23 protein-coding genes, 1 pseudogene and 1 riboswitch are annotated in these 26256 nt (G+C 72.3%); of the genes and pseudogenes, 7 read left to right on the top strand and 17 right to left on the bottom strand.

Annotated elements, in window-relative coordinates:
• Positions 1 to 153 precede the first annotated feature (153 nt).
• From MXD64_RS07115 to MXD64_RS07105, 3 genes are all read right to left on the bottom strand, one after another.
• Positions 154 to 1539, bottom strand: coding sequence for a class II 3-deoxy-7-phosphoheptulonate synthase (locus MXD64_RS07115; protein WP_042537455.1), 1386 nt, complete (start codon positions 1537 to 1539; stop codon positions 154 to 156).
• A gap of 104 nt (positions 1540 to 1643) precedes the next feature.
• Complete coding sequence (locus tag MXD64_RS07110) at positions 1644 to 2369, bottom strand: lysophospholipid acyltransferase family protein (protein WP_017886609.1); 726 nt, start codon at positions 2367 to 2369, stop codon at positions 1644 to 1646.
• Between the two features lie 99 nt (positions 2370 to 2468).
• Positions 2469 to 3422 (bottom strand): ROK family glucokinase, encoded by a 954-nt coding sequence (locus MXD64_RS07105; RefSeq protein ID WP_017886608.1) that lies wholly within the window; start codon positions 3420 to 3422, stop codon positions 2469 to 2471.
• A 121-nt stretch (positions 3423 to 3543) separates the two neighbouring features.
• Here MXD64_RS07105 and MXD64_RS07100 point away from each other — a divergent pair, with 121 nt between their 5' ends.
• The gene (locus MXD64_RS07100; protein WP_159556505.1) at positions 3544 to 5481 is read left to right on the top strand and encodes an AMP-dependent synthetase/ligase; all 1938 of its coding nucleotides are present in this window, start codon (positions 3544 to 3546) and stop codon (positions 5479 to 5481) included.
• A 199-nt stretch (positions 5482 to 5680) separates the two neighbouring features.
• On the opposite strand, the gene MXD64_RS07095 is transcribed toward MXD64_RS07100, so the two are convergent.
• The 3 genes from MXD64_RS07095 to MXD64_RS07085 form a co-directional block, all read right to left on the bottom strand.
• Complete coding sequence (locus MXD64_RS07095) at positions 5681 to 5812, bottom strand: hypothetical protein (RefSeq protein ID WP_017886606.1); 132 nt, start codon at positions 5810 to 5812, stop codon at positions 5681 to 5683.
• Between the two features lie 143 nt (positions 5813 to 5955).
• Positions 5956 to 6459, bottom strand: a complete 504-nt coding sequence (locus MXD64_RS07090; RefSeq protein ID WP_017886605.1) for a peptide deformylase — start codon at positions 6457 to 6459, stop codon at positions 5956 to 5958.
• Between the two features lies 1 nt (position 6460).
• Entirely contained in the window at positions 6461 to 9871 is a 3411-nt protein-coding gene (locus MXD64_RS07085) for a pyruvate carboxylase (RefSeq protein ID WP_071251042.1), read from the bottom strand.
• A gap of 60 nt (positions 9872 to 9931) precedes the next feature.
• Between MXD64_RS07085 and MXD64_RS07080 the strand changes: the two are divergent.
• Positions 9932 to 10743 (top strand): annotated as a pseudogene (locus MXD64_RS07080) (ParA family protein).
• 674 nt (positions 10744 to 11417) lie between these two features.
• Here the strand turns inward: MXD64_RS07080 and MXD64_RS07075 are convergent.
• The 5 genes from MXD64_RS07075 to MXD64_RS07055 form a co-directional block, all read right to left on the bottom strand.
• Positions 11418 to 11978, bottom strand: coding sequence for a MerR family transcriptional regulator (locus tag MXD64_RS07075; protein WP_027465231.1), 561 nt, complete (start codon positions 11976 to 11978; stop codon positions 11418 to 11420).
• 184 nt (positions 11979 to 12162) lie between these two features.
• Positions 12163 to 12867, bottom strand: coding sequence for a transcriptional regulator FtsR (gene ftsR, locus MXD64_RS07070; RefSeq protein ID WP_017886601.1), 705 nt, complete (start codon positions 12865 to 12867; stop codon positions 12163 to 12165).
• A complete protein-coding gene (locus MXD64_RS07065; RefSeq protein ID WP_042537353.1) occupies positions 12867 to 13346 on the bottom strand; it encodes an FHA domain-containing protein in 480 nt (159 codons plus the stop codon). Before MXD64_RS07065 ends, ftsR begins: the two co-directional genes overlap by 1 nt.
• A 204-nt stretch (positions 13347 to 13550) precedes the next feature.
• Complete coding sequence (locus tag MXD64_RS07060; protein WP_017886599.1) at positions 13551 to 14549, bottom strand: FecCD family ABC transporter permease; 999 nt, start codon at positions 14547 to 14549, stop codon at positions 13551 to 13553.
• The gene (locus MXD64_RS07055) at positions 14546 to 15580 is read right to left on the bottom strand and encodes a FecCD family ABC transporter permease (RefSeq protein ID WP_017886598.1); all 1035 of its coding nucleotides are present in this window, start codon (positions 15578 to 15580) and stop codon (positions 14546 to 14548) included. The genes MXD64_RS07060 and MXD64_RS07055 overlap by 4 nt, the downstream gene beginning before the upstream one ends.
• Positions 15581 to 15739: 159 nt before the next feature.
• Between MXD64_RS07055 and MXD64_RS07050 the strand changes: the two genes are divergently transcribed.
• Positions 15740 to 17251, top strand: coding sequence for a trypsin-like peptidase domain-containing protein (locus MXD64_RS07050; RefSeq protein ID WP_263137328.1), 1512 nt, complete (start codon positions 15740 to 15742; stop codon positions 17249 to 17251).
• Between the two features lie 19 nt (positions 17252 to 17270).
• On the opposite strand, the gene MXD64_RS07045 is transcribed toward MXD64_RS07050, so the two are convergent.
• Positions 17271 to 18428, bottom strand: a complete 1158-nt coding sequence (locus MXD64_RS07045; RefSeq protein ID WP_263137327.1) for a hypothetical protein — start codon at positions 18426 to 18428, stop codon at positions 17271 to 17273.
• A 559-nt stretch (positions 18429 to 18987) separates the two neighbouring features.
• Entirely contained in the window at positions 18988 to 19245 is a 258-nt protein-coding gene (locus MXD64_RS07040) for a hypothetical protein (RefSeq protein WP_017886595.1), read from the bottom strand.
• Between the two features lie 33 nt (positions 19246 to 19278).
• Between MXD64_RS07040 and MXD64_RS07035 the strand changes: the two genes are divergently transcribed.
• A complete protein-coding gene (locus MXD64_RS07035; RefSeq protein WP_017886594.1) occupies positions 19279 to 19641 on the top strand; it encodes an RNA-binding S4 domain-containing protein in 363 nt (120 codons plus the stop codon).
• Here MXD64_RS07035 and MXD64_RS07030 read toward each other — a convergent pair.
• From MXD64_RS07030 to MXD64_RS07015, 4 genes are all read right to left on the bottom strand, one after another.
• Positions 19635 to 20012 (bottom strand): hypothetical protein, encoded by a 378-nt coding sequence (locus tag MXD64_RS07030; protein WP_201300434.1) that lies wholly within the window; start codon positions 20010 to 20012, stop codon positions 19635 to 19637. The two genes, MXD64_RS07035 and MXD64_RS07030, sit on opposite strands and share 7 nt — an antisense overlap.
• A 66-nt stretch (positions 20013 to 20078) precedes the next feature.
• Entirely contained in the window at positions 20079 to 21017 is a 939-nt protein-coding gene (locus MXD64_RS07025) for a J domain-containing protein (protein WP_042537357.1), read from the bottom strand.
• 119 nt (positions 21018 to 21136) lie between these two features.
• Positions 21137 to 21883, bottom strand: coding sequence for a phosphotransferase enzyme family protein (locus MXD64_RS07020; RefSeq protein WP_042537359.1), 747 nt, complete (start codon positions 21881 to 21883; stop codon positions 21137 to 21139).
• 118 nt (positions 21884 to 22001) lie between these two features.
• The gene (locus MXD64_RS07015) at positions 22002 to 22976 is read right to left on the bottom strand and encodes an NUDIX domain-containing protein (RefSeq protein ID WP_071251598.1); all 975 of its coding nucleotides are present in this window, start codon (positions 22974 to 22976) and stop codon (positions 22002 to 22004) included.
• 69 nt (positions 22977 to 23045) lie between these two features.
• A riboswitch (TPP riboswitch) is annotated at positions 23046 to 23141 on the top strand.
• On the opposite strand from MXD64_RS07015, the gene thiM reads away from it, so the two are divergent.
• From thiM to thiD, 3 genes are all read left to right on the top strand, one after another.
• Positions 23130 to 23996 (top strand): hydroxyethylthiazole kinase, encoded by an 867-nt coding sequence (thiM, locus tag MXD64_RS07010; RefSeq protein WP_071251597.1) that lies wholly within the window; start codon positions 23130 to 23132, stop codon positions 23994 to 23996. It overlaps the preceding riboswitch by 12 nt.
• Positions 23993 to 24739: a thiamine phosphate synthase gene (gene thiE, locus MXD64_RS07005; RefSeq protein WP_071251596.1), complete on the top strand. Its 747-nt coding sequence runs from the start codon at positions 23993 to 23995 to the stop codon at positions 24737 to 24739. The genes thiM and thiE overlap by 4 nt, the downstream gene beginning before the upstream one ends.
• Positions 24736 to 26229: a bifunctional hydroxymethylpyrimidine kinase/phosphomethylpyrimidine kinase gene (thiD, locus tag MXD64_RS07000; RefSeq protein WP_259552335.1), complete on the top strand. Its 1494-nt coding sequence runs from the start codon at positions 24736 to 24738 to the stop codon at positions 26227 to 26229. The genes thiE and thiD overlap by 4 nt, the downstream gene beginning before the upstream one ends.
• Positions 26230 to 26256: the final 27 nt, after the last annotated feature.

The following is a 26256-nucleotide window of genomic DNA, read 5'->3' as shown; positions in this document are numbered from 1 at the left end:
GCGACACTGTCTCGCCCGATCGCGCCGACACCGTCAGGACGGACGGGAGGCCCGTGGCGGCGCCGTCACGGGCCTCCCGTCCGACACGCGAAAGCGACAGAACCCCGCGAACGTGCCGCGGGGTTCTGTCGCTTCGTCGAGATGGTTCCTGCGCTACGAGCGGTCGGGCTGGTGCGCGCCGAGTTCCTCGGCCACCAGGAAGGCGAGCTCAAGGGACTGCATGTGGTTGAGGCGCGGGTCGCAGAGCGACTCGTAGCGGGTGGCGAGGGTGGCCTCGTCGATGTGTTCCGAGCCACCGAGGCACTCGGTGACGTCGTCACCGGTGAGCTCGACGTGCATGCCACCGGGGTACGTGCCGACCTGGCGGTGCGCCTCGAAGAAGCCCAGGACCTCGTCCACGACGTCGTCGAACCGGCGGGTCTTGTAGCCCGTCGGCGTGGTCAGGCCGTTGCCGTGCATCGGGTCGGTGACCCACAGCGGGTTGGCGTCCATGCCCTTGATCGCCTCGAGCAGCTTGGGCAGCTCGTCGCGGATCTTCCCGGCACCCATCCGCGTGATGAAGGTCAGGCGACCCGGCTCACGGTTCGGGTCGAGCTTGTCGACGAGCGCCTTCATGTCGTCAACGGTCGTCGTCGGGCCGAGCTTCACACCGATCGGGTTGCGCACCCGCGACAGGAAGTCCACGTGGGCACCGTCGATGTCACGCGTGCGCTCACCGATCCAGATGAAGTGGCCGGACGTGTCGTACGCCAGGCCCGAGCGGGAGTCGATGCGGGTCATCGGGCGCTCGTAGTCCATCAGCAGCCCCTCGTGCGAGGCGTAGAACTCGACGTGCTTGAGCGCTTCGAAGTCGGCACCGCAGGCGGCCATGAACCGGATCGCGCGGTCGATCTCCTTGGCGAGGTGCTCGTACCGGGCGTTCGCCGGGTTCGAGGCGAAGCCCTTGTTCCACGAGTGCACCTGCCGCAGGTCGGCGAAGCCCCCTTGCGTGAACGCTCGGACCAGGTTCAGCGTCGACGCAGCGGTGTGGTAGCCCTGCACCAGACGACGCGGGTCCGCTTCGCGGCTCTCCGGCGTGAAGTCGTAGCCGTTCACGATGTCGCCGCGGTAGGCGGGCAGCGTGACGTCGCCGCGGGTCTCGAAGTCGCTCGAGCGGGGCTTGGCGAACTGTCCGGCCATCCGGCCCATCTTGATGACGGGCGTCGAGGCGCCGTAGGTCAGCACGACGGCCATCTGCAGGATCGTCTTGACCCGGTCGCGGATGGAGTCGGCGGTGGCACCGGCGAAGGTCTCGGCGCAGTCACCGCCCTGCAGCAGGAAGGCCTTGCCCTGGGCGGCCGCGGCGAGCCGTGCGCGCAGCTCGTCGACCTCGCCCGCGAACACGAGCGGCGGGAGCGTGGCGATCTCGGCCGACGCCGCCTCAGCAGCGGCGGCGTCCGGCCAGGTCGGCTGCTGCTTGATCGGGAGCGTCCGCCAATAGTCGAGCCCCTCGATGACGTCCGGATCCTGCAGGGCGACGAAGTCGGTCGACTCGGGCAAGGGCGTTACCTCGGTGTTCTGTGCGGGCGGCCCGGCGACGCTGACCGGCACGTGGCCGCGCGTCGGCGATGGGCGTCCTGGCGGGGTGCCGGGACCATCAGAGCCTAACGTGCAGGCGTCGACTTCCGTTCCCGCATGACGGCCTCGCGCGCAGAGCTCGCGCGCTCCTTCACGCTGGTGGCGTAGACGTCGACGTACTCCTGACGGCTCAGCCCGGCGAGCTCGTGCATGACCTCGTCCGTGACGCTGCGCAGGATGAAGCGGTCCGTCTCGAAGCCCTGGAACCGCGAGAAGTCGAGCGGCTTGCCGAACACGACCCCGACGCGCTTGATCTTCGGGAACCGCTGCCCGATCTGCTGCACCTCGCGCGTGCCGACCATGGCCACCGGGACGACGAGCACGCGCCCCTCGAGGATCATCCGGGCGATGCCGGTGCGTCCGCGGTAGAGCTTGCCGTCGGGGCTGCGCGTGCCCTCCGGGTAGATGCCGAGCTGCTCACCGCGCGCCAGGACCTGCAGCCCGGTGCGCAGGGACGCCTCGGACGCCTTGCCACCGGAACGATCGATCGGCAGCTGGCCGATGGCGTTGAAGAACGTCTTCGTCGCCCAGCCCTTCAGCCCCCGGCCGGTGAAGTAGTCGCTCTTCGCCAGGAAGGACAGCCGACGATCGAGCACCGCTGGCAGGATCACCGAGTCGATGAACGAGATGTGGTTCGAGGCGAAGATGACCGGGCCCGTCGTGGGGACGTGTTCGCGCCCGACGACCCACGGCCGGAACAGGGTGAGGATGAGCGGTCCGAGCACGAAGTTCTTCAGCAGCCAGTAGGTCATCGACGACTCCAGGTGGTGAGAAGGTCCGGGTGGTGCACGGGTGTTCGCGGTTGCGGTTGCGGTTGCGGTTGGGTTTGCGTTTGCGTTTGCGCGCCGACCCTACGCCGTCCGGGCGTGGATGCGAGCGAGGTCGGCAGCACCGACGACGCCCGCGTCGTTGACGAGTTCGGCGATGACGAAGTCGGGCTCCGGGTGGTACCCGCGGGCCGGCAGGTTGTTGAGGTAGGCCTGCTTGATCGGGTCGAGCAGCCGGTCCCCCGCGCTGGCGACGCCGCCGCCGAACACGAAGAGCTGCGGGTCGAGCACGGCGGAGAGCGACGCACACGCCTCGCCGAGGTGCCGACCGAGCCGACGGAGTGCCGCGAGGGCACCCGGGTCGTCGGCCAGGATCAGGTCGCCGACGATCTTGCCGTCGAGCTGGCCACCGTTGTCGGCGCGGGCGTCGGCCAGGGCCGAACCGATCCCGCCGGCGTCGGCGACGTCGTTGGCCATGCGCTGCAGGGCGCGGCCGGAGCCGTACTGCTCGATGCAGCCACGGGCGCCGCACCCGCAGGGCAGGCCGTTCGGGACGATGCGCAGGTGCCCGATCTCGCCACCGGTGCCGAAGCCGCCGCGAAACAGCCGGTCCTCGGTCACGATGGCGCCGCCGACCCCCGTACCGATGGTGAGCATCGTCATGTCGGACACGAGCCGACCGGCACCGAACCGGAACTCCGCCCAGCCAGCGGCGTTCGCGTCGTTGTCGACGGTGATGTGCAGATCGCCGAGGCGCTGCTGCAGCTTCTGCCGGAGTGGTTCGTTCCGCCACCGGATGTTGGGCGTGTAGTAGACGATCGACTGCGAAGCGTCGATGAACCCGGGGGCGGCGACCCCCACGGCGCCGACCTGGTGGAGCGAGCTGAGTCGCTCGACCATCGAGACGACGTCGTCGAGCATGGCGTTCGGGTCCGCAGCGTTGGTGGCCACGCGGTCCTCGGCGACGATCTCGCCCAGTTCCGTCACGACCGCACCCGCGATCTTGGTGCCCCCGATGTCGATTCCGATGGCGTGCACGAGCAACGAGCCTACCGGTTCGCCGCGAAGTCGAGGAACGCCCGGAGACGCGCCCTATGCTGGCGGTGTCGCCTCGGTGTTGAGGCGCACTCGAGTCGAACCGGCAGACAAGGGAGTCACCGTGAACGATCAGCGTCCTGCACGCAGCAGCGCCTCCACCGACACGTCCACCGCTGGCAGCGCCGCCACCGGGAGCACACCGTCGGCCGGGGAGCACCCCACCAGCCCCGACGCCGGCCCCGTCGCCCCGGACCACGGCTCGGCAGCGCGGCTCCTCGGCGACCGCGTCCGTCTGACGCCGGAACGTCCGATCCTCGCCCAGCGCCACGGCGACACCTGGACGACCTTCACCGCGGCCGAGACCCTGGCCCGGGTCCGGGGCATCGCGAAGGGCTTCGTCGCCGCCGGGCTCGAACCGGGCGCGCACGTCGCGATCCTGTCGCGCACCCGGCTCGAGTGGACCCTGGTCGACTTCGCCGTGTGGACCGCCGGCCTGGTGTCCGTGCCCGTGTACGAGACGAGCTCCCCCGACCAGGTGCGGTGGATCCTGTCCGACTCCGAGTCGGTCGCCATCGTCGTCGAGCAGGAGGAGCACGCGCGCCGCGTCGCCTCCATCGCACCCGACCTGCCCGCCCTGGGCCAGCACTGGACGATCGACGGCGGCGGCCTCGACGACCTGACCCGGCTCGGCGAGGACGTCACCGACGACGAACTCGACGCCCGCACCGCCCACGTGCACGGCCACGACGACGCCACGATCATCTACACCTCGGGCAGCACCGGCCGGCCGAAGGGGTGCGTCCTGCGGCACGACAACTTCACCGCCACGGTCGAGGGCGCGAGCGAGGCGATGCCCGAGGTGGTCGCCGACGGCGCCTCGACCCTGCTGTTCATCCCGCTCGCCCACGTCTTCGCGCGGTTCATCGCCGCGATGTCGGTCTCCGCGGGTGTCCTCGTCGGCCACGAGCCGGACACCAAGGACCTCATGCGGGCGGTGTCGACCTTCCAGCCGACGTTCCTGCTCGCGGTCCCCCGGGTGTTCGAGAAGATCTACAACTCCGCCGAGCAGAAGGCCGACCTCGGCGGCAAGGGCAGGATCTTCCGCGCTGCCGCCGACACCGCGGTCGCCCATTCCGAAGCCCTCGCCGCCGGCCGGGTGCCGTTCCTGCTCGGCCTGAAGTTCAGGCTGTTCGACCGGCTCGTGTACGCGAAGCTCCGCGATGCCCTGGGCGGCCGGGTCGAGTACGCCATCAGTGGTTCGGCGCCCCTCTCCCCACGGCTCTCGCACTTCTTCCGCTCGATCGGGGTGCTCATCCTCGAGGGCTACGGCCTGACCGAGACCACAGCACCCGCCACGGTCAACCGTGCCCGTGAACTCCGCATCGGCACGGTGGGTCGCGCCCTGCCCGGCATCGAGGTCCGGATCGCCGACGACGGCGAGATCCTGATCCGCGGCGTCGACGTCTTCGACCGGTACTGGCGGAACGACGAGGCGACCGAGCACGCCTTCGCCGACGGCTGGTTCCGCACCGGTGACCTCGGCCGGCTCGACGGCGACGGGATCCTCACGGTCACCGGACGCGCCAAGGAGCTCATCGTCACCGCGAGCGGCAAGAACGTCGCACCGGCACCGCTCGAGGACGGCATCCGCGAACACCCGCTCATCGGCCAGGTGGTCGTCGTCGGCGAGGGCAAGCCGTTCGTCGCCGCGCTCGTGACGCTCGACCGCGAGATGCTGCCCGGCTGGTGCGAGTCCCGCGGGATCGCCCCGGCGCTGAGCGCACACGAGGCCGCCTACGACGAACGCGTGCTGTCCGCCGTCCAGGAGGCCATCGACACCGCGAACAGCCGCGTCTCCCGCGCCGAGTCGGTCCGGTCGTTCACGATCCTCGACACCGACCTGACCGAGGCGTCCGGGCACCTCACGCCCAAGCTGACGATCAAGCGGTCGGTGATCCTGCAGGACTTCGCCGCCGACGTCGACCACATCTACTCCGGGTCGAAGGTGCAGACGACGGCGACCCCGGTCGTCGAGGGGCGGCGCCGAGGCCGCTCCTAGCGCCGGGCCCGGCCCGGCCCGGCCCGGCCCGGCGTACCGGGTCGCTTCGGGCGTACCGGGTCGGTTCTTCCGACCAGGGACGCCCGATCCCGCCAGGTGCGCGCGGTTGTGGACGCAACGGTCTGGAGGCCCGGATCGCGTCCGTCGGACGTGATCCGGGCCTCCAGGCCGTCCAGCGGGCGCCGGGGCGCCTGCGGGGTCAGGCCTCCTGCGGCTGCTCCGTCGCGGGGGCGTCGAGGACGGCGGTCGAACCGGTCGTGACGGTGGCCTCGGCCGGTCGACGGTTGGTGCGGGTGCGGTGCGAGCTCAGCTCGTCGTTCTGACTGGTCATGCGGGAGTCCTGGGGGGATCGGATGGGCCGTCGGTGGGAGGCCGACAGCAGCACGGTACCCCCTCGTCAGGACAAAGCGACAATCCCCCGTGGGGGTGTCACACCCGAGTTCACAGCCCGCGAACGCGGGCCTGTGGGACCGCTCAGTGGAACCAGTCCTGCGCGCGGATGTCGCGCAGCGCCTGACGGCGGATCTCGGGGTCGAGCGTCATCACGTAGACCGTGCCGTCGAGGTGGTCGCACTCGTGCTGGAGCGCCTCGGCCATCAGTCCGGTGCCCTCGAGGACGACCTCGGCACCGTCGACGTCGACACCCCGGACCTTGGCGTACGGGTACCGACGCGTCGGGTAGCCGAGGCCGGGGACGGAGAGGCAACCCTCTTCCATGAGCTCGGGCTCCCCGGAGACCTCGACGACCTCGGGGTTCAGGACGTAGCCGACCTCGCCGTCGACGTTGTACGAGAACGCACGGAGCCCCACGCCGATCTGCGGCGCGGCCACCCCGGCACGTCCGGGTTCCTTGACGGTGTCGACGAGGTCCTGCACCAGGTCACGGACTCCGGTGCTCCCGAGCAGTTCGGGTCGGATCGGATCGGCCGGCGATCGGAGGACGGGGTCGCCGAACAGGCGGATGGGACGAACGGTCAATTTACTGCAGCACCACCAGGAGGTCGCCGGCGTCCACCTGCTGGGTCACCGGGATCGCGAGTCGGCCGACGGTGCCCGACACGGGCGCCGTGATGGCCGCTTCCATCTTCATCGCCTCGATGCTCGCCACCGGCGTACCGGCCTCGACGACGTCACCGACGGCGACCTTGAGCGTCACCACACCGGAGAACGGCGCGGCCACGTGCTTCGGGTCGGACGCATCGGCCTTCTCGGCCGCCTTCGTCTCGACCTCGACCGAACGGTCGCGGACGGCGACCGGGCGGAGCTGCCCGTTCATCGTCGCCATGACCGTGCGGATGCCCTTGGCGTCCACCTCGCCGATCGCCTCGAGCCCGACGAACAGGTCGACGCCCTTGCCGAGCGGGACACTGTGCTCCTGCCCGGGGCGCAGCCCGTACAGGTAGTCGACGGTCGGGACGACGGACAGGTCGCCGTACTGCTCCCGCACACGCTGGAACTGCTGCGTCGGCTGCGGGAAGAGCAGGCGGTTGAGTGCCTGCTGCCGCTCGGGTCCGGGGGTCTCGAGGTGCGCACGCTCGTCCGCGGGCACCGGGGTGATCTCGAGTCGGACGTCACGCCCGGCCAGGACCTTCGAGCGGAACGGCTCCGGCCAGCCGCCGGGCAGGTCGCCCAGTTCGCCGGCCATGAACCCGACCACGGAGTCCGGGATGTCGTACTTGTCGGGGTTCTGCTCGAAGTCGACCGGGTCGGCACCGACGGCGGCGAGCTGCAGCGCGAGGTCGCCGACGACCTTCGACGACGGCGTGACCTTGGTCGGGCGCCCGAGGATCCGGTTCGCCTCGGCGTACCAGTCCTCGACCTGCTCGAACCGGTCACCGAGCCCGAGGGCGATCGCCTGCTGCCGGAGGTTCGACAGCTGACCGCCGGGGATCTCGTGCTTGTAGACACGCCCGGTCGGACCGGCGAGCCCGGACTCGAACGGGGCGTACACGCGACGGACCGACTCCCAGTAGGGCTCGAGGTCACCGACGGCGTCGAGGGACAGACCGGTGTCACGCTCGGTGTGGGCCAGGGCGGCGACCAGGGCGGACATGCTCGGCTGGCTGGTCGTGCCGGCCATGGGTGCTGCGGCCACGTCGACGGCGTCCGCCCCGGCGCGCGAGGCGGCGAGCAGGGTCGCGAGCTGGCCGCCGGCGGTGTCGTGGGTGTGCACGTGCACGGGCTGGTCGAAGCGCTCGCGCAGCGCGGTGACGAGCTTCTCGGCCGCACCGGCACGCAGGAGACCGGCCATGTCCTTGATGCCGATGACGTGCGCGCCGGCCTCGACCATCTGCTCCGCCAGGCGGAGGTAGTAGTCGAGCGTGTAGAGGTCCTCGGCGGGGTCGAGGAGGTCGGCGGTGTAGCAGAGCGCCGCCTCGGCGACCGCCGTGCCGGTCGCGAGCACCGCCTCCAGCGCCGGACGCAGCTGGCTGACGTCGTTCAGCGCGTCGAACACGCGGAAGACGTCGACGCCGGACCGAGCGGCCTCGTCGACGAAGGCGTCGGTGACCTCGGTCGGGTAGGGCGTGTACCCGACCGTGTTGCGGCCACGGAGCAGCATCTGGATCGGGATGTTCGGCATCGCTTCGCGCAGCGAGGACAGGCGCTCCCAGGGGTCTTCCCCGAGGAACCGGAGGGCGACGTCGTAGGTCGCACCTCCCCAGGCCTCGACGCTGAGCAGCTGCGGGGTGAGCCGCGCCACGTGCGGTGCGACGGCGACGAGGTCCTTCGTGCGGACCCGTGTGGCCAGGAGCGACTGGTGGGCGTCCCGCATCGTCGTCTCGGTCACCGCGAGGGCCGTCTGGGCGCGGAGGGCCCTCGACCACTCGGCCGGGCCCATCGCCAGCAGGCGGTCGCGCTGTCCCTCGGGCACCGGCGTCGTCAGGTCGGTGGCCGGGAGCTTGTCGGCCGGGTCGGTGACGAGCGGCGACCGCTCACCGTTCGGCTTGTTCACCGTGACGTCGGCGAGCCAGGTGAGCACCTTCGTGCCGCGGTCCTTCGAGACGTGGCCGCCGAAGAGCTGGGGGCGTTCCTCGATGAACTTCGTCGAGACGTCGCCGCGGGCGAAGTCCGGGTCCTCGAGCACGGCCTGCAGGAACGGGATGTTCGTGCTGACGCCGCGGATGCGGAACTCGGCGAGGGCGCGCTTGGCCCGGGACACCGCCGCCGGGAAGTCCCGGCCGCGGCACGTCATCTTCGCGAGCATCGAGTCGAAGTGCGGGCTGATCTGCGCGCCGGTGGCGACCGTGCCGCCGTCGAGCCGGACGCCCGCGCCGCCGGGGCTGCGGTAGGTGCTGATCCGGCCGGTGTCCGGTCGGAAGCCCTGCGTCGGGTCCTCGGTCGTGATGCGGGTCTGCAGCGCCGCGCCGTGCACGTGGACGGCGTCCTGCGACAGGCCGAGGTCGGCGAGGGTCTCCCCCGCCGCAATGCGCATCTGCGACTGCACCAGGTCGACGTCGGTGACCTCTTCGGTGACCGTGTGCTCGACCTGGATGCGCGGGTTCATCTCGATGAAGACGTGCTGGCCGACGCGTTCGCCTTCGGTGTCGAGCAGGAACTCCACGGTGCCGGCGTTGACGTACCCGATCGACCGGGCGAAGGCCACGGCGTCGCGGTGCAGTGCCTGCGCGATCGCGGGGTCGAGGTTCGGCGCCGGCGCGATCTCGACGACCTTCTGGTTGCGCCGCTGCACCGAGCAGTCCCGCTCGAACAGGTGGATCGTGCCGGCGTCGGTGCCGGTCGCGTCGGCGAGGATCTGCACCTCGATGTGGCGCGGACGGATGACGGCCTGCTCGAGGAACATCGTCGGGTCGCCGAACGCACTGTCGGCCTCGCGCATCGCGGCTTCGAGGGCGTCGCGCAGCTCGGGCTTCGTCTCCACACGGCGCATGCCACGGCCACCACCGCCGGCGACGGCCTTGGCGAACACCGGGAACCCGATCGCGTCCGCGCCGGCGATGAGCTCGTCGATGTCGCGGCTCGCCGGGGTGCTCGCGAGGACCGGGACGCCGGCCGCGATCGCGTGCTCCTTCGCGGTGACCTTGTTGCCGGCCATCTCGAGCACGTGCTCGCCCGGACCGATGAAGGTGATGCCGTTCGCCGCTGCTGCCGCGGCGAGCTCCGGGTTCTCGGACAGGAACCCGTACCCCGGGTAGATCGCGTCGGCGCCCGACTCGCGGGCGACGCGGATGATCTCAGAGACGTCCAGGTACGCCCGGACGGGGTGGCCCCGCTCCCCGATCAGGTAGGCCTCGTCGGCCTTCAGACGGTGCAGGGAGTTCCGGTCTTCGTACGGGTAGACGGCGACCGTTCGGGCCCCCAACTCGTAGGCGGCACGGAACGCGCGGATGGCGATCTCGCCACGGTTCGCAACGAGGATCTTCGTGAACACGACGTCCCTTTCAGCCCGGGTTGAGGTGAGACAACCCTAGTGGCGGTAACGTTGCTCAACGTGCATGTACTCAGCGTGAGCTCCCTCAAGGGTGGTGTCGGCAAGACGACGGTGACGCTCGGCCTGACCTCGGCCGCGTTCGCCAAGGGACTGCGCACGCTGGTGGTGGATCTGGACCCGCAGTCCGACGTCTCGACGGGCCTCGACATCAACCTCGCCGGCCACCTCAACGTGGCCGACGTCCTCGAGAACCCGAAGGAGAAGATCGTCCGTCAGGCGATCGCCCCCTCGGGCTGGACGAAGGGGTCGCAGGGCAAGATCGACGTCATGGTCGGGTCGCCCTCCGCCATCAACTTCGACGGGCCGCACCCGTCGATCCGTGACATCTGGAAGCTCGAAGAGGCCCTGGCCAACGTCGAGCAGGACTACGAGCTCGTCCTCATCGACTGCGCGCCGTCGCTGAACGCCCTGACCCGCACCGCGTGGGCCGCGTCCGACCGCGTCACCGTCGTCACCGAGCCCGGCCTGTTCTCCGTCGCCGCCGCCGACCGTGCGCTGCGCGCCATCGAGGAGATCCGCCGCGGACTCTCCCCCGCCTGCAGCCCCTCGGCATCATCGTGAACCGTGCCCGCGTGCAGTCGCTCGAGCACCAGTTCCGCATCAAGGAACTCCGCGACATGTTCGGTCCGCTCGTGCTCTCCCCGCAGCTGCCGGAGCGCACGTCGCTGCAGCAGGCGCAGGGTGCGGCGAAGCCGCTGCACGTCTGGCCCGGCGAGTCCGCGCAGGAGATGGCGAAGAACTTCGACCAGCTGCTCGAGCGCATCATGCGCACGGGCAAGATCGGTCCGTACGCCGAGGGCGGCGCCGCCTAGGTCGGAGTCGGCACGCCGACGGGTCACAACACCCCGCTCACGTCCGCCGACTGGTCACCAAGGGTCGGCTCGGGCGCGCGCAGCCGACAGTTCGTGACCACTCGGCGATCCGCACACGGCGGTTCGTGAGCTCCCTCGAAGGGCCTGGAGGCGGGCCCCGTCCCCGCGGACACGCCCGGCGCCGGCATGCCCAGCGGTCACAACACCCCGCTCACGACCGCCGAGTGGTCACCAACCGTCGGCCGAAGACCGCGCAGACAACAGTTCGTGACCACTCGGCGACCCGCACGCGACGGTTCGCGACCTCGCCGCGACGGCCTGGAGGCGCGACCCGCCCGGGCAGACACGCCCGGCCCCGGCACGCCCAGCGGTCACGACACCCCGCTCACGTCCACCGACTGGTCACCAACCGTCGGGCGAGGCCTGCGCAAGCGACAGGTCGTGACCAATCGGTGCCGCGCACACGACGGTTCGCGACCACCCGCGAAGGGCCTGGAGGCACGCCCCGCCCCAGCGGACACGCCCGGCCCCGGCACGCCCAGGGGTCACAACACCCCGCTCACGTCCGCCGACTGGTCACCAACCGTCGGCCGGCAGCGTCGCAGCCGACAGGTCGTGACCACACGGCGCCCCGCACACGACGGTTCGCGACCACAGGGCCGGAACGCGGATGGTCAGGAAGCGCGAGAAGCGCGACGAGCGGCGAGCTCGTCGGAGGGGTCGGCCGCAGCGGTGGCGTCGAGCTCGACCAGGGAGCTCTCGACCTCGCGCAGAACCTTGCCGACCGCGATGCCGAAGACGCCCTGGCCGCGGGACACGAGGTCGATGACCTCGTCGTCAGAGGTGCACAGGTACACCGAGGCGCCGTCGGACATCAGCGTGGTCTGCGCCAGGTCGGAGACGCCGGACTCACGGAGCTGGTTGACGGCGGTGCGGATCTGCTGCAACGAGATACCGGTGTCGAGCAGGCGCTTCACGAGCTTGAGCACCAGGATGTCGCGGAACCCGTACAGGCGCTGCGAACCGGAGCCAGCGGCGCCGCGGATCGTCGGCTGCACGAGCTCGGTGCGGGCCCAGTAGTCGAGCTGTCGGTACGAGATGCCGGCTGCCCGTGCGGCGACGGTGCCGCGGTAGCCGTTCTGCTCGTCGTGCTCGGGCAGACCATCGGTGAAGAGCAGCCCGAGGTCGTACCGGGTCACATCAGACTCGGTGCCAGGGGTGTCGTTCCCACTCATGAGCTTGCCTTCCACGACGATCGAGCTCCCACCCGAAGCTTCAACGACGGGTTGAGAGTTGTTCCGAGGTCCACGGTAGCGACTCCGACCGCTCCCGCGCGGGACATCCGACCCGGCGCGTCCGGCGTGTCGAGGATACGCCCCGACCACTGACACACAAGCCCTGTCGGAGCACCGGACGGCGTCATGCGTCGAGACGACCGATGGCCTGGCGGATGAGGTTCGACCGGATGATCTCGAGGTGTCCCGCTATCTCGCGGGCGAGCTCGGTGGCCTTCGCGCGCGAGGTGGCGTCGCCCCGGCGGGAGACCGGCATGAGGGCGGACTCGATGAGACCGACCTCACGCTCCGCGGTACTGCGGAGCGTACGGAGGTGCCGCGGCTCGATGCCGGTGCGCTGCAGTTCGACCAGGGCCTTCAACACGGAGACGCCGTCGTCGCCGTAGGTGTCGGTGGGCGGCAGGAGCGAGGCCGAGACCGCGTCGGCCAGCAGCATCGGCGAGGCACCGGCCGCGCGGACGGTCTCGTCGCGGGTGTAGCGACGTTCACGACCGAGGATCGACGGCTTCGGCGCGTCTCCGCCGCCGGGCAGGACCGGTTCGCGCCCGGCGTCGAGGTCGGCGAGGTACTCCTTGATGACCTTGAGCGGCAGGTAGTGGTCGCGCTGCAGTCCGAGGATCACCCGGAGACGCTCGAGGTCGGCGGCGGAGAACTTGCGGTACCCGCTGGCCGTGCGGATGGGGGTGACGAGCTCGCGCTCTTCGAGGAACCGCAGCTTGGAGCTCGACAGGTCCGGGAACTCGGGCTTGAGGCGAGCGAGGACCTGCCCGATCGTGAGCAGGTCCGGTGCCGCGGACCCCGCCCGGGCCGCAGCGGACCGTGCGGCCACTACGCGTTCGCCAGGCGCGCCAGGTCGACCCGAGATGCGTAGAACGTCAGGCGGAACTTGCCGACCTGGACTTCGGCCCCGTCGGTGAGCAGCGCTTCGTCGATGCGGACACCGTCGAAGTACGTGCCGTTCAGGGAACCGTTGTCCTTGACGCTGAAGCTCGTGCCGTGGCGCAGGAACTGCGCGTGCTTGCGCGACACGGTGACGTCGTCGAGGAAGATGCCGGCGTCGGGGTGGCGGCCGGCCGTCGTGACGTCGGAGTCGAGGAGGAACCGCGCACCCACGTTGGGGCCACGACGGACCACGAGCAACGCCGACCCGGAGGGCAGGGCGTTGACGGCTTCACGTTCTTCGGTCGAGACACCGGACTCGGCGGTGAGCGCCGCTCCCATGTCCATGCTGAAGGTCAGCGTGGTGTCGACCAGCCGCTGTTCCGGGGACTTCTGACCGCCCGGCTGCGGGACCACTGGATCTGGCATCGGTGGACCTCCTCCTCTTGGCCTACCAGCGTATCGGAAACGAAGCCCCGAGCGGCAGCCCCGATCTGGGACTGTGGAGAGACTTCCGCGATGCGCGAACGCACGACCGGCGTCAGCGAACCAGCATGACCCACGTCAACGAACCAGCTCGACCAGCGTCAACGAACCAGCTCGACCAGCGTCAACGAACCAGCACGACCCGCGTCAACGCCCCCGCGCGAGCAACCAGAGCAGGTACGGCGCGCCCACGACACCCGTCACGACCCCCACCGGCAGCGCGTTGCCGGGGATCGCGAACTGGGCGAGCAGGTCGCTTCCGAGCGTGATCGCGGCGCCGACGGCTGCCGCCGGCGCGAGGGCGACCCGACCGCCGCCGACCAGGCGTCGAGCGATCGGGGCTGCCATCAGCGCCACGAACGACACCGGACCCGCGGTGGCGACGGCTGCGGCGGTCAGGCACACGGCGGTGAGGAGCAGGAGCACCTTCGCGCGGTCCGGTCGGAGCCCCAGGGCGGCGGCGACCTCGTCCCCGAGGCTCAGCACCTGCAGCCGAGCGGACTGCAGCAGTGCGAGCACGCCGAGCACGACGAACGCGACACCGAGCACCCCGACCAGGTCACGGTCGACGGCGTTCAGGCTGCCGGAGAGCCACAGCAGTGCTGTTCCGGCCTGGGTGACGGTGCCGCTCGTGAGCATCCACCCGGTGATGCTCAGGCAGATCGCCGCGACACCGATGCCGACGAGGACGACCCGGTTCCCGGTGATCCCCCTCCGCCAAGCGAGCCCGGCGATGGCGATCGCGACCACCACGGCGCCGACGAGCACGACCGAGAACAGCGTGCCGCCGCTCGCGCCGAACAGCACGATGGCGGTGAGCCCGGCGGCGCTGGCCCCCGAGGTGATCCCGATGACGTCGGGACTCGCGATGGGGTTCCGCACGACGCTCTGCACGATCGCGCCGGCGACACCGAGGCTGGCGCCGACGAGGACCGCGCCGAGCACCCTGGGGCCGCGGAGCTGCCCGATCACGAAGTCCGAGATGCGGTCCCCCTGGCCGAACAGGCTGGCCAGCACCTGACCGGGCGTGAGCGGGATCGACCCCGCGCCGAGCCCGATCAGGACGAGCACCGAGATGACCACCACCACGGCGACGAGCACCGCGACCTCACGGCGCAGCCCGACGGAACGGAACAGCGGCTTCACAGTCCCCGCACCGCCCTCGACCGCACGAGCGCGATGAACACCGGCGCCCCGATGAGTGCCGTGACGATGCCGACCTGCAGCTCCCCCGGGTACGCGACGACGCGGCCGATGACGTCCGCCACGAGCAGGAGTGCGGGGGCGACGATCGCCGACAGCAGGATGGTCCACCGGTGGTCCGGGCCGCTCAGGCGACGGACCGCGTGCGGCACGGCGAGGCCGACGAACGCGATCGGCCCGGCGGCGGCCACCGCGGACCCGGCCAGCAGGACGGCGACCAGACCGCCCACGGCTCGGACGAGCACGACCCGCTGCCCGAGCGACGCAGCGAGCTCGTCCCCGAGCGCCAGGGTGTTGAGCGACCGACCGAGGCCGAACGCGATCACCAGCCCGACGAGCACCGGTGCCGTGATGACCCCAGCCGTGCCGAGGTCCTTGCCGGCGAGGGCTCCGACCTGCCAGAACCGCAGCTGGTCGAGCAGGCTCTGGTCGGTCACGAGCACCGCGGTGGTGACCGACGACAGGGCAGCGGCGACGACGGCTCCGGCGAGGGCGAGCCCGACGGGAGAGAGCCCGCGCCGGGCGACGGCCGCGATCCCGTAGACGAGCAGGGCCGCGAAGGCGGCCCCGACGAACGCGAAGGGCAGGTACGCGGCCGTCCCGCTGACGCCGAAGAGCGCGATCCCGGCGACGACGGCCAGCGTGGCGCCGGAGTTGATGCCGAGGACGCTGGGGTCGGCGAGCGGGTTCCGGGTCACGCCCTGCATGACCGCCCCGGCCACGCCGAGTGCTGCTCCGGCGAGCAGACCGACGACGGTGCGCGGCACGCGGTTGCCGAGGACGATCAGCCCGATCTCGTCGTTCCTGCCGGGGTGCAGCACCGTGTCGAGGACGGTCCCGAGCGGGATCGGCCGTGAGCCGTACGCGATCGACAGGGCACACGCCACGGCGAGGACGACGACCGCCAGCACGGTCGCACCGACGAGTCGGGGGACGGAGCTGGGAGCCGGGGGCGGGGACGTCGACGGAGGCATGGAGGTAAGGCCACCCTAACGCCGGAGCCCTGTTCGGCGTCCCCCGAGCAAGCCCGGAGCGTGCGCAGGGTTCGTTCATAGGCTCGTCATGGGGAAGCCCTCTGTACTGGTCTCCATCGACGCCCGACCGGGCCGTCGAGGGACGACCGGAGAGCACCGATGAACGAGACCCCGAACCCCGCCGCCGCCGACCACGACGAGAACGGCACCCCCGCCGCGCAGCAGCAGGCTCCCGGGATGCACTGGGAGGCACCGCACGCCGACCCGGCTTCCCTGCGCCCGGCGTACGCGTTCGACGGATCCGGCCCGTACCTGTACGGCCCGGACGGCACCGGCCCCTACGCCTACACGCCGGACGGCCGCGGCCCCTACCTGATCGGCAGCCCCGCCCTCGCCGGCGCGAACCACGCCTGGGCCTCCTCGGCGGCGACCGCGAACCACTACGGTGCCGCGAACCACCCCGGTCTGACGAAACGCCCCCGCCGGCTCGGGCTGATGATCGGCTCCGGCATCGCTGCCCTCGCGATCGTCGGCGCTGCGGGCGGCACCGCACTCGGACTGTCCTCGCAGGGCACCACCACCACGTCGAGCCAGTCGCAGGGCACCACCACGCTGCCCGGCACCGGTACCGGCAGCAGCAGCGACGGCACGAACGGCTTCACGGTGCCCGGCGACGGCAGCGGCAGCGGCAGCGGCAGCGGCAGCGGCACCGACGGCAGCAGCGACGGCAGTGGGACGAGCACGCAGTCCCCCGCCACTGCGGCGACGGCCGCCGACAAGAAGGGCGTCGTGACCATCAACACCGTCCTGAACTACGACGAGTCGTCACAGGCGGCCGGCACCGGCATGGTCCTGACCTCCGACGGCACGATCCTGACGAACAACCACGTGATCCAGGGCGCGACGAGCATCACCGTCACCGACGAGACCACCGGCAAGCAGTACAAGGCCGACGTGGTCGGGGCCGACGCCACGAACGACGTCGCCGTGCTGAAGCTCGAGAACGCCTCCGGGCTGTCCACGGTCACGCTCGACGACGACGGCGAGCCGAGCACCGGTGACACCGTGAAGGACGTCGGCAACGCCGAGGGCACCGGCAACCTCGTCTCCGCCGAGGGCACCGTCACGGCGACCGACCAGGACATCCAGGTGCAGAGCGAGTCCGGCACCGGCACCGAGTCGCTGAGCGGCCTGCTCGAGATCTCGGCGGACATCGTCTCCGGTGACTCCGGCGGGCCGGTCCTGGACAGCGAGGGCGAGGTCGTCGGCATGGCCACGGCGGCGTCCTCGGGCACGGCCGACGTCACCGGCTACGCCATCCCGATCAGCACCGCGAAGACGATCGCCCAGAAGATCCTCGCCGGGGAGTCGTCGAGCACGATCACCATCGGGCTGCCCGCGTTCCTCGGCGTCGAGGTCAGCAACACCGCCGCCACCACGGGCGGCGTCGCGGTCGCTGGCACGGTCGAGGGCTCCGGTGCCGCCAGCGCCGGCCTCGGTGCGGGTGACACGATCACGAGCGTCGACGGCACCGCGGTCACGAGCTCGGACCAGCTGACCAAGGTCGTGCAGTCGCACTCGGTGGGCGACAAGGTCAGCGTCCGGTACACCGACAGCGCCGGCACCGCGAAGACGGTCACGATCACCCTGACCGCCGGCCCCGCCGCGTAGCGGCAGAACCCGGGCGCGCTCAGCCCAGCAGCGCCCGCACCACCGACCGGTACACGTTCGCCGGGGAGTCCGTCCGGAAGGCGGTCTCCCCGGCCTTCGTCGTCCCCACGCGCGCGAACCCGTGTCCCTCGGCCCGCACGATCGTGACCGGTTTCGGCTTGCCCGGTCGACGCAGGTACGAGACCGTCCACGGCGCAGCCCAGAACCGCGCGAGGCGCGGGTCGGCCTCGGCCAGGGCCTCCGGCAGGTCCGGCACGTCCGGACCGCCGGCCAGCTTGCGGCCGAGCAGGTGCCCTGGGAGCGACCCCGTGCGGAACGGGAAGGTCCACGTCGGACCGATGCCGAGCCTCCCGGCCAGCAGCGCGACGGCCCGGTCCGGCGTGACGGAGGCGACCACGGCGCCCGCCGCGTCGGTCCCGTCGACGACGGTCTGCGACCAGGCCTGGAGGCGCGACTCGCCCCCGTCGGGCAGGTGCTGTTCCAACGTGACCGGCTGGGCATCGCCCTGCCAGGGCTCGAGGAGGGTCTGGGTCGACTCCGGCAGGGTGCCGAGCCGGCCGACGAGGCCAGCCTCGATGAGTTCGCGGCCCGCGGCGGTGCGGAGGAGCGTCGGGTTCCACCGGCGTCCGGCGAGGCTCCGCAGGGTGCCGATCGCGTTCGCGCTGAGCCGGGGGCCGTCGAGCGACGGTGCCGGGGCGGGGGCCGGCAGGCGTTCGAGGTCACGCTCGGGGCGGACCGGGACCGTCTCGGTGGCGCGGACGCTCTCGAGGACTGCGAGCACCAGGTCGTCGGTCTCGAGCAGCCGGGCGAGCGGGCGTTCGATCGTCAGGTCGACGCGGTGCCGACCGGTGACGAAGAGCAGGTGGGTGCCGGCGACGTCGCCGTGTTCGTCGGGCCGGACGTACTCCACGAGCCGAGCCGGGGCACCTGCGGCCGTCCAGGGGTCGCAGCCGACGAGCAGCAGCCCCTCGACGGAGCCGGGCAGCCGTGCGAGCAGACCGGTGTTCTCGTCGCCGATCGCGCGGTCGCTGGGACGGGATCGGACGGTGAGGACGACGTCGTCGCCGGTGACGCGCAGGTCCGCCTGGGCTGCGTCCTCGCGGCGCCAGGAGTCCGGGCGGCGGAGGGTGAGGCGGGCGGTGCGGTCCTCGGTGCCGAGCGGGACGGGGACTGCCATGGGATGAGCGTATGTCGGGAGCGGGGCGTGGGGGCCTGCGGCTCGCCGGGGTGGGCGGGGTGCGTCGGGTTCGCACGGAGGTGCTGGTTCGCACGGTGCGAGGTTCGCACGGTGCGAGGTTCGTCAGCTGGTGCGAGGCTGGTGGCTCCGTGCGGCACCACAACCCCGCACCGAGCCTCCGGCCGCGCACCCACCGACGAAGTCCGCACCGTGCAACCCCGGCTCCGCGAATCCCGCACGGTGCCGGCCGCGCCACACCGTGCGAGGCTGGTGGCTCCGTGCAGCACCACAACCCCGCACCGAGCCCCCGGCCACGCACCCGCCGATGACGTCCGCACCGAGCCTCCGGCCACGCACCCGCCGACGACGTCCGCACCGTGCAACCCCGGCTCCGCGAATCCAGCACGGTGCCGGCCGCGCCACACCGTGCGGAGCTGGTGGCTCCGTGCGGCACCACAACCCCGCACCGAGCCTCCGGCCACGCACCCACCGACGAAGTCCGCACCGTGCGACCCCGGCTCGACAGCACGACAAGTCCGCACCGTGCGAGCCGAGCGCGTCAGCGCCGCGCGGGCCGCGCGGGTGGGGGCGGCGGGACGGGCTTCGCGGCGACGACGTCGACGAGCCGGACCTCGACCGGGCCCCGGCGGGTCGAGATCGTCACGGCGTCGGACGTCCGGGTCACCAGGTCCCCGAGCGCGTCCTGCGCGCCGTCCCCGTGGTGTGCGCGGACCACCAGGCGGTCCCCGATGGCGGCGTCGCGGAGCACTCCGAGCGCACGGGCCCGCGCGATGGCCGCCTGTTCGTCCGCCTGCACCGCCCCAGGGTACGGGCCGCCTAGAGTGTCGGCATGGAGAAGGCCCGGGTCGACAGTTGGATCTGGGCCGTCCGGATCACGAAGACCCGGTCGGCCGCGACCGCCGCGTGCAAGGCCGGTCACGTCCGGGTGAACGGGGAACGCGCGAAGCCGGCGCAGCCGATCGGTCCCGGCGACGAGGTGCGGGTGCGGCAGAACGGCTTCGACCGGATCGTCATGGTGACGGGCATCATCCTGAAGCGCACGAGCGCCCCCGAGGCAGCGAAGCACTTCGAGGACAAGACCCCGCCGCGGCTGTCGAAGGAAGAGGCCGGGTTCGTCCCGATGCGGGAGCGCGGTGCCGGACGGCCGAGCAAGCGGGAGCGCCGCGACCTCGAGAAGCTCCGCGGCTACTGACGCTTCCCGGACCCGGACCCGGGCACGTGGACATCGACCACGATCTCGAACGTGGCGGACTCGACCTCGATCCGTTCTCCGGTCCACGGAGCCTCGAGGTGCCCGTCGTCGTCCGGGTCCGATCCGCCCAGCGCACGACCGGACGGGACGCGGTGGACGGGGATGCGGGTGCCGTCCTCGGCGATGACGAACAGGTCGGCCACCCGGCCCCGGAACTCCGTGATCCCGAACGGGTCGTCGTGGTGCCGGGACTCGGCGAACCGCGGCGTCCTGCCGTACGCGGAGAAGGCCGCCGTGGTCTCCCGTTCGTACGCGGGCCCGCAGCAGTCGTGCTCCCACCCGCCGACCACGACGACGACCTCTTCGCGCATGCCGTGATCGTACGACGCGTCGGACGGTGACGGTCGGAACCCGGGGTCCGGGCCAGCGGTCGGGGGTCAGACGAAGCGGACGGTCTGCTGCAGACGGTCGCGGATCTCGAACACGTCGACCGAACCGGCCGGCGACCAGACGCCGTTCAGCACCTGGGGCAGCGCGCTCCGGCGGACGACGAGCGCCGTGGGCTTCTTCGGGGAGCCGACGAGCTGCACGTCCTCGGTGACGGCGGTGTCCGGCACGACGAGCAGCCGGCCGGAGAACCGCACCCGGGTCTGCTTCTGCACGGCACGGGCGGCGCGGACGAGTTCCTTGACGGGTCGCTCCCCCGGTGCGAGCGTCTCGCCGACGATCTCGCCGTGCTCGACGTGGACCGGCGCACCCCAGTCGATGGACTCGACGGCCCAGAGTCCGCTCGGGGTCAGGACGGCGTGGTCGAGCTTGCCCTCGGCCCCGGCGTCGAGGTCGTGCCACACCGTGACGCCGATCCCCATGTCGGAGACGATCAAGGCGGTCGCCTCTTCGGCCAGGGCCTCGGCGAGCAGCCGCCGGATGTGGCGGGGCGCGGAGCGGATGAGGGTGGGGTCGTACGGGTCCTCGATGGGGTCGCCGAGGCCGACCCACTCGCGCTCGGCCTGCAGGAAGACCTCGCGTGACCGACCGCCGGGGTGTCCGTGGGACCGGGCCCGGGGGCGTGTGTCGCGACGCGCTGCCGGGGGCGCGTAGGCGTCGCGACCGGTGTCACCCCTGCCGGCGGTCGCCCCGGACGGACCGGACGCGCCGTACGCGCGGGACCCGATGTCGTACGCGCGCCGGGCTGCCGGCGTGCCGATGCGCTCCCATGCGAGCTGGACCTGGCGGAAGCGCTGGGCGTCGCCGCCGAGGTCGGGGTGCGTCTCGCGGGCCGCCCGTCGGTAGGCGCGGCGGAGCGCTTCGTCGTCAGCCGTCGCGGGGACGCCGAGGACTTCGTAGGGGGTGGCGTCGGCCGGGCTGTCCGTCATGGCCCTGCGACATTACCGGAGGCAGTGTCGGAGTCCGCCGCATGGTTGCTGGGTACGGTCTGGGCCCGTGCCGCTGGTCCTGCACCAACGCGCCAGCGGCGGATCGGCCGTGCCGGTGGTCACGCGACGGCGGCGGTGATGGCTGCTGCGTGCTGCTCCAGGTAGGCGACGTCGGCGCGGTACAGGTCGGCGTGGCCGTGCTGCAGGTCGCTGACGAACTTCGGGTTGCCGGCCGCGGCTTCGTGCTCGATCGTCGTGACGAGGGCGACCAGGGACGCGATCATCGTCTCGGCGAGGACCCCGCGGGAGCGGTCGTCGAGGGCGTAGGCGCGGCAGAACTCCGCGGCCCGAGCGAGCCGCTCGTCGAGGTCGGGGGTGGTCGAGCCCTCGACCGCACCGGTGGTGAACGGTGCGAACCGGTAGACGGCACTCGCGACGTCCCAGACGCGGGGGCCGGGGTGCGCGGTGTCGAAGTCGATCAGGCCGACGGCGGCGATGCCGTCGTAGACGCAGTTGTACGGGGCGAAGTCGCCGTGCACGATCGTCTCGACCGGGGCCCGGTCGGCTTGGGACCAGAGGTCGTCCTCGGCGCTGCGCGGGAAGCTGGCGGCGGCGTCGTGGAACTGGCGGAGCAGGCGGGCGCTGGTCACGAGGGCGGCCTCGCTGGCGATGTCTTCCGTCCAGGGGTACTCCCCCGCGACGCCGGGGACGAACGAGACCGTCTCGAGGGTGTCACCGAGGGCGATCGGTTCCGGCGCGGCGACGAACCCCTGCTCGTGCAGGTGGGCGAGCAGCCGGTGCACCGTGGGTGTCCACAGCCCTGCGGGGCGGTGGACTCGGTCGTCGGCCCTGGTGATGCGCTCCAAGGGGAACCTCCTGCTGTTGCGTCTCCGTTGACGGAGGGCCAGCGTACCGGCAAGCGAGCGACGGGCGCTCCGTCGACATCCGGAACACGGCGCGTCGGTCCCCGCGGCCGAGCTGGCCTCAGAGCTGGTCGCGCAACCAGGACGGCCCGTGGACGGTCGCGCCGAGGGCCTCGACGCGGTCACGGAGCTCGCGGTCGGCCGTCACGACGACGACCGGCCCGTCACCGGCCCGGACCGCTGCCCGGGCGGACTCGACGATTGCGTCGTCGCCGGAGGCAGGGGCACGGACGACGTCGACAGCACCGGTGGCGGCGCCGGTGCTGGTGGCCGTGCCAAGGCCGGTGGCAGTGCCGGTGCCAGTGCCAGTGCCGTGGTCTGGGTCCGCGGGCTCCGCGGAGCCAGCGGCACGGGCCTCGCCCTCGAGCACCACGGTCCACCGGGGCCACCACCGTGCGAACGGCAGGTCGAGCAAGGTCGCGGACACCCCGCCCGCGGCGAGCGCCGACACCTGTGCCAGCAGCCGTGACGCGGCACCGGCTCGGTCCTTCCACCACCCGTCGGGCACGCTGCCGACGACGTTCGCCGCGTCGACGACGACGTGCGGGGTGGTCGCGACCGTGGCGCGGAGCGCCGGCCACGACCTGCCGAACCCGGGGTGCAGGGGCAGGTCGTCGACCTGGTCGATCGGGATCCACGACAGCGCGAGGCTCTCGCGGTCGGCGATGACGGGTTCGAAGGGTCGGGAGGCGCGCCCCACGACGGTCGTGTAGGTCCAGAACCCCAGGTCGAGCAGCGCCGTGTGGCGCAGGGCGATCGCGTCGTCGGGGACGCCGGCTTCTTCGGCGGACTCGCGGAGGGCGGCGGTCACGGCTGCTTCGCCCTGGTGCCGTGCGCCGCCGGGGATGCCCCAGGTGCCGCCGTGGTGGCTCCACTCGACGCGGTGCTGCAGGAGCACGCGGCCGGCGCCGTCGTCGACGAGCAGGCCGGCGGCGCCGAAGCGTCCCCACGCCTTGGTGCCGTCGGGGCCGACCGCCCAGGCGTCACCGGGGTCGCGGGGGCCGGGTGGGGGCCCGGGAGGCGTTGCGTCTGGCACGGGTCCAACCCTGGCACACGGTGCCCGGAGCGGGCCTCGAAGTGGTCACCGGGCGTCGTGTACGGTGTCGCTCGAGACACGGGGTGCCGCATCCAGCGGCTGAGATCACACCCGTCGAACCTGCTCGAGCTCGTACTCGCGAAGGGATCGTCCATGGAAACCGCTGCGCCCTCCCCTGCCTGGGCCCACCGAACCGCCGAACTGCTCGAGGCCGTGCGTGCCCGGGCCCCGCTGGTGCAGTGCATCACGAACACCGTCGTGCAGAACGTCACGGCGAACGTGCTGCTCGCACTCGGGGCCTCGCCCGCGATGGTCGACGTGGCGACCGAGGCGGGGCCGTTCGCCCGGGTCGCGGACGCCCTGCTGGTGAACACCGGCACTCCGCACGCCGAACCGCGGGTCGCCGCGCTCGAGGCCGTGCACGCCGCCCGGGACGCGGGCACTCCGTGGGTCCTCGACCCGGTGGCGGTCGGCTCGCTGCCGGTGCGCACCGCCCTGGCGCGGGACCTGCTCGCGTTGCACCCGACGGTGCTGCGGGGCAACGCCTCCGAGGTGCTCGCCCTGCTCGGCGACTCGGCCGGTGGCCGCGGGGTCGACAGCACCGTGGGCACGGAGGACGCCCGGGTCGCGTCCGTCACTGCTTCGGACGGGAGGCTCGTGGCCGCGGTGGCCGTGTCGGGGGCGGTCGACCTGCTGGTCGCGCCGGGCATCGGTGTGGTCCGGGTGGCGAACGGGACCGACCTGCTCACGCGGATCACCGGTGGCGGGTGTGCGCTCGGCGCGGTCGTCGCCGCGTTCACGTCGGTCGCGCCGGAGGACGCGGGTGCCGCTGCCGTCGCTGCCACCGCCGTGCACACGATCGCCGCGGAGCTCGCGGCACGGGACGCCGGTGGGCCGGGGACCTTCCAGCCGCTGTTCCTCGACCGGTTGGCGTCGCTGACCCCGGAGGATGTCGTCCGCGAGGCCCGGATCACGGTCGAGACGGCTCCTGCGGTCGACACCCGGGCGGTGTCGGCATGAGCGGGCTGCAGTCCGCCGGGTTCGGCGTCTACCTGGTGACCGACGGCGCCCTGGCCGACCGGCACGGCATCGGGGTGCTCGGGGTCGTCCGCGCCGCCGTGCACGCCGGGGTCCGGATCGTGCAGGTGCGGGACAAGGACGCCTCGGCGCGTGACCTGTTGGCGCTCACCGCCGCGGTCGCAGACGCCGTCGGGGACCGTGCGACCGTGGTCGTCGACGACCGGCTCGACGTGGCCCTCGCCGCTCGGCACGCCGGACACCGGGTCGCGGGCGTGCACCTCGGCCAGTCCGACGTCCCCGTGGCCGTCGCCCGCGCCCTGCTCGGAGCGGACGCCCACGTGGGCCTCACGGCGAACACGCTCGCGCACCTGGCCGTCGTCGAGCGGCTCCCCCGCGGCACCGTCGACCTGCTCGGTGTCGGGGTCGTGCACCCCACGGCGACGAAGGCCGACCACCCGCCGGCCCTCGGCCACGACGGGTTCGCCCGGCTGGCCGCCGCGACCGACGTGCCGTGCGTGGCGATCGGTGGGGTGACCCTCGACGACGTCGTGCCGCTCCGGGCAGCCGGTGCCGCGGGCGTCGCGATCGTGTCGGGCATCTGCGCCGCGGCCGACCCGGGGTCCGCGGCGGCGGCGTACGTGGCCGCCTGGGGCCCTGGAACCGGCCACGGGGCGGAGGCGGGGCGGCTCGCAGAAGGTGTACCGGTCCTCCCGGTCTTCACGCGGCGCGGGGCGGACGCATGAGCGTCCCGCGGGTGCTGAGCATCGCCGGGACCGACCCGACGGGCGGGGCCGGGATGCAGGCGGACCTCAAGGCGATCGCCGCACACGACGGGTACGGCATGGGCGTCGTGACGGCGCTCGTCGCGCAGAACACGCACGGGGTGCGGTCGGTGCACGTGCCGGACGTCGGGTTCCTGCGGGAGCAGCTCGACGCGGTGTCGGACGACGTGGTGGTCGACGCGGTGAAGATCGGGATGCTCGGCACCGTCGACGTCGTGCGGGTCGTGACGGACTGGCTGCGGGAGCACCGGCCGCCGGTGGTCGTCGTCGACCCGGTGATGGTGGCGACGAGCGGGGACCGGCTGCTCGACGAGGACGCGGCCGCAGCCATGGGGGCGCTGTTCGCGCTCGCCGACCTGGTGACCCCGAACCGGGCCGAGCTGGCGGTGCTGGCGGAGCTGGCCGGGTCCGGTGCGGCTGGTCCTGGTGCGGCTTCCTCGGCGGCTTCGTCGGCGTCGTCGCTGGATGCCGCGCGTGCCGTGGCGGCGCGGTGGGACGTCCTCGTGCTGGCGAAGGGAGGCCACGACGAGGGACCGACGTCGGACGACGTGCTCGTGGCGCCGGACGGCACCGTGCGGGTGTTCACGGGTCCCCGGGTCGCGACGACGAACACGCACGGCACCGGGTGCTCGCTGTCCAGTGCGATCGCGACGCTCGCCGCGCGGCACGGCGACTGGGAACTCGCGCTCGGGGTGGCGAAGGAGTGGCTGACGGCGGCGCTCCGCGGAGCCGACGCCCTGTCGGTGGGCAGCGGCAACGGTCCGATCGACCACGGCGCGCTGACTCGAGCCGCCCTGCCGGCGCTGTCGTACACGGACGTGTGGTGGGCGGACGCGGCGACGGTGCTGCAGGAGACGATCGACTGCGCGTTCCTGGTGGGGCTCCGGGACGGGACGCTCGAGCCGGAGGTGTTCGCCGGGTACCTGGCGCAGGACGTCCACTACCTGCGGGCGTACGAACGGCACCTGGCGGCGCTCGGGGTCGGTGCTACCGCTGCCGGTGCTGCTGCGTTCTGGGCGGCGGCGGCGCAGGGGTGTGCCGACGAGGCGCGCGACCTGCACCACCGTCGCCTGGCCGGCTCGCACGCCGACGATCCCGTGCACCCCACGTGCGCCGGGTACCTCGCGCACCTGCAGGAGGCCGCCGACGCCGGCTCTCAGGCGGTGCTGGCCGCCGCGGTGCTGCCGTGCTTCCGGGTCTACGCGTGGGTCGGCTCGCAGCTCGGGGTCGCGCAGGACGGGCACGCCTTCGCCGACTGGATCACGGCGTACGGGGACCCGGGGTTCGCGGCGTCGAGCGCCGAGGCGACCCGGCTCGTCGAGGAGCTCGCCCGTGCGGCGACGCCCGACGAGCGGGGGCGGATGGCGCGGGCGTTCCGGCAGTCGACCGAGTGGGAGCTCGCCTTCTTCCGGATGCCGACGGCCGCACACGACGCCCGGGTCTCGCGCTGACGGACGGTCCTCGGGCGACTCCCCCGA

Origin of the sequence: Curtobacterium sp. Arg-1 (assembly GCF_025643395.1) — a bacterium.
GTDB lineage: Bacteria > Actinomycetota > Actinomycetes > Actinomycetales > Microbacteriaceae > Curtobacterium > Curtobacterium poinsettiae.
The sequence above is the reverse complement of the archived record's forward strand: the minus strand, read 5'-3'. Positions and strand labels throughout refer to the sequence as shown.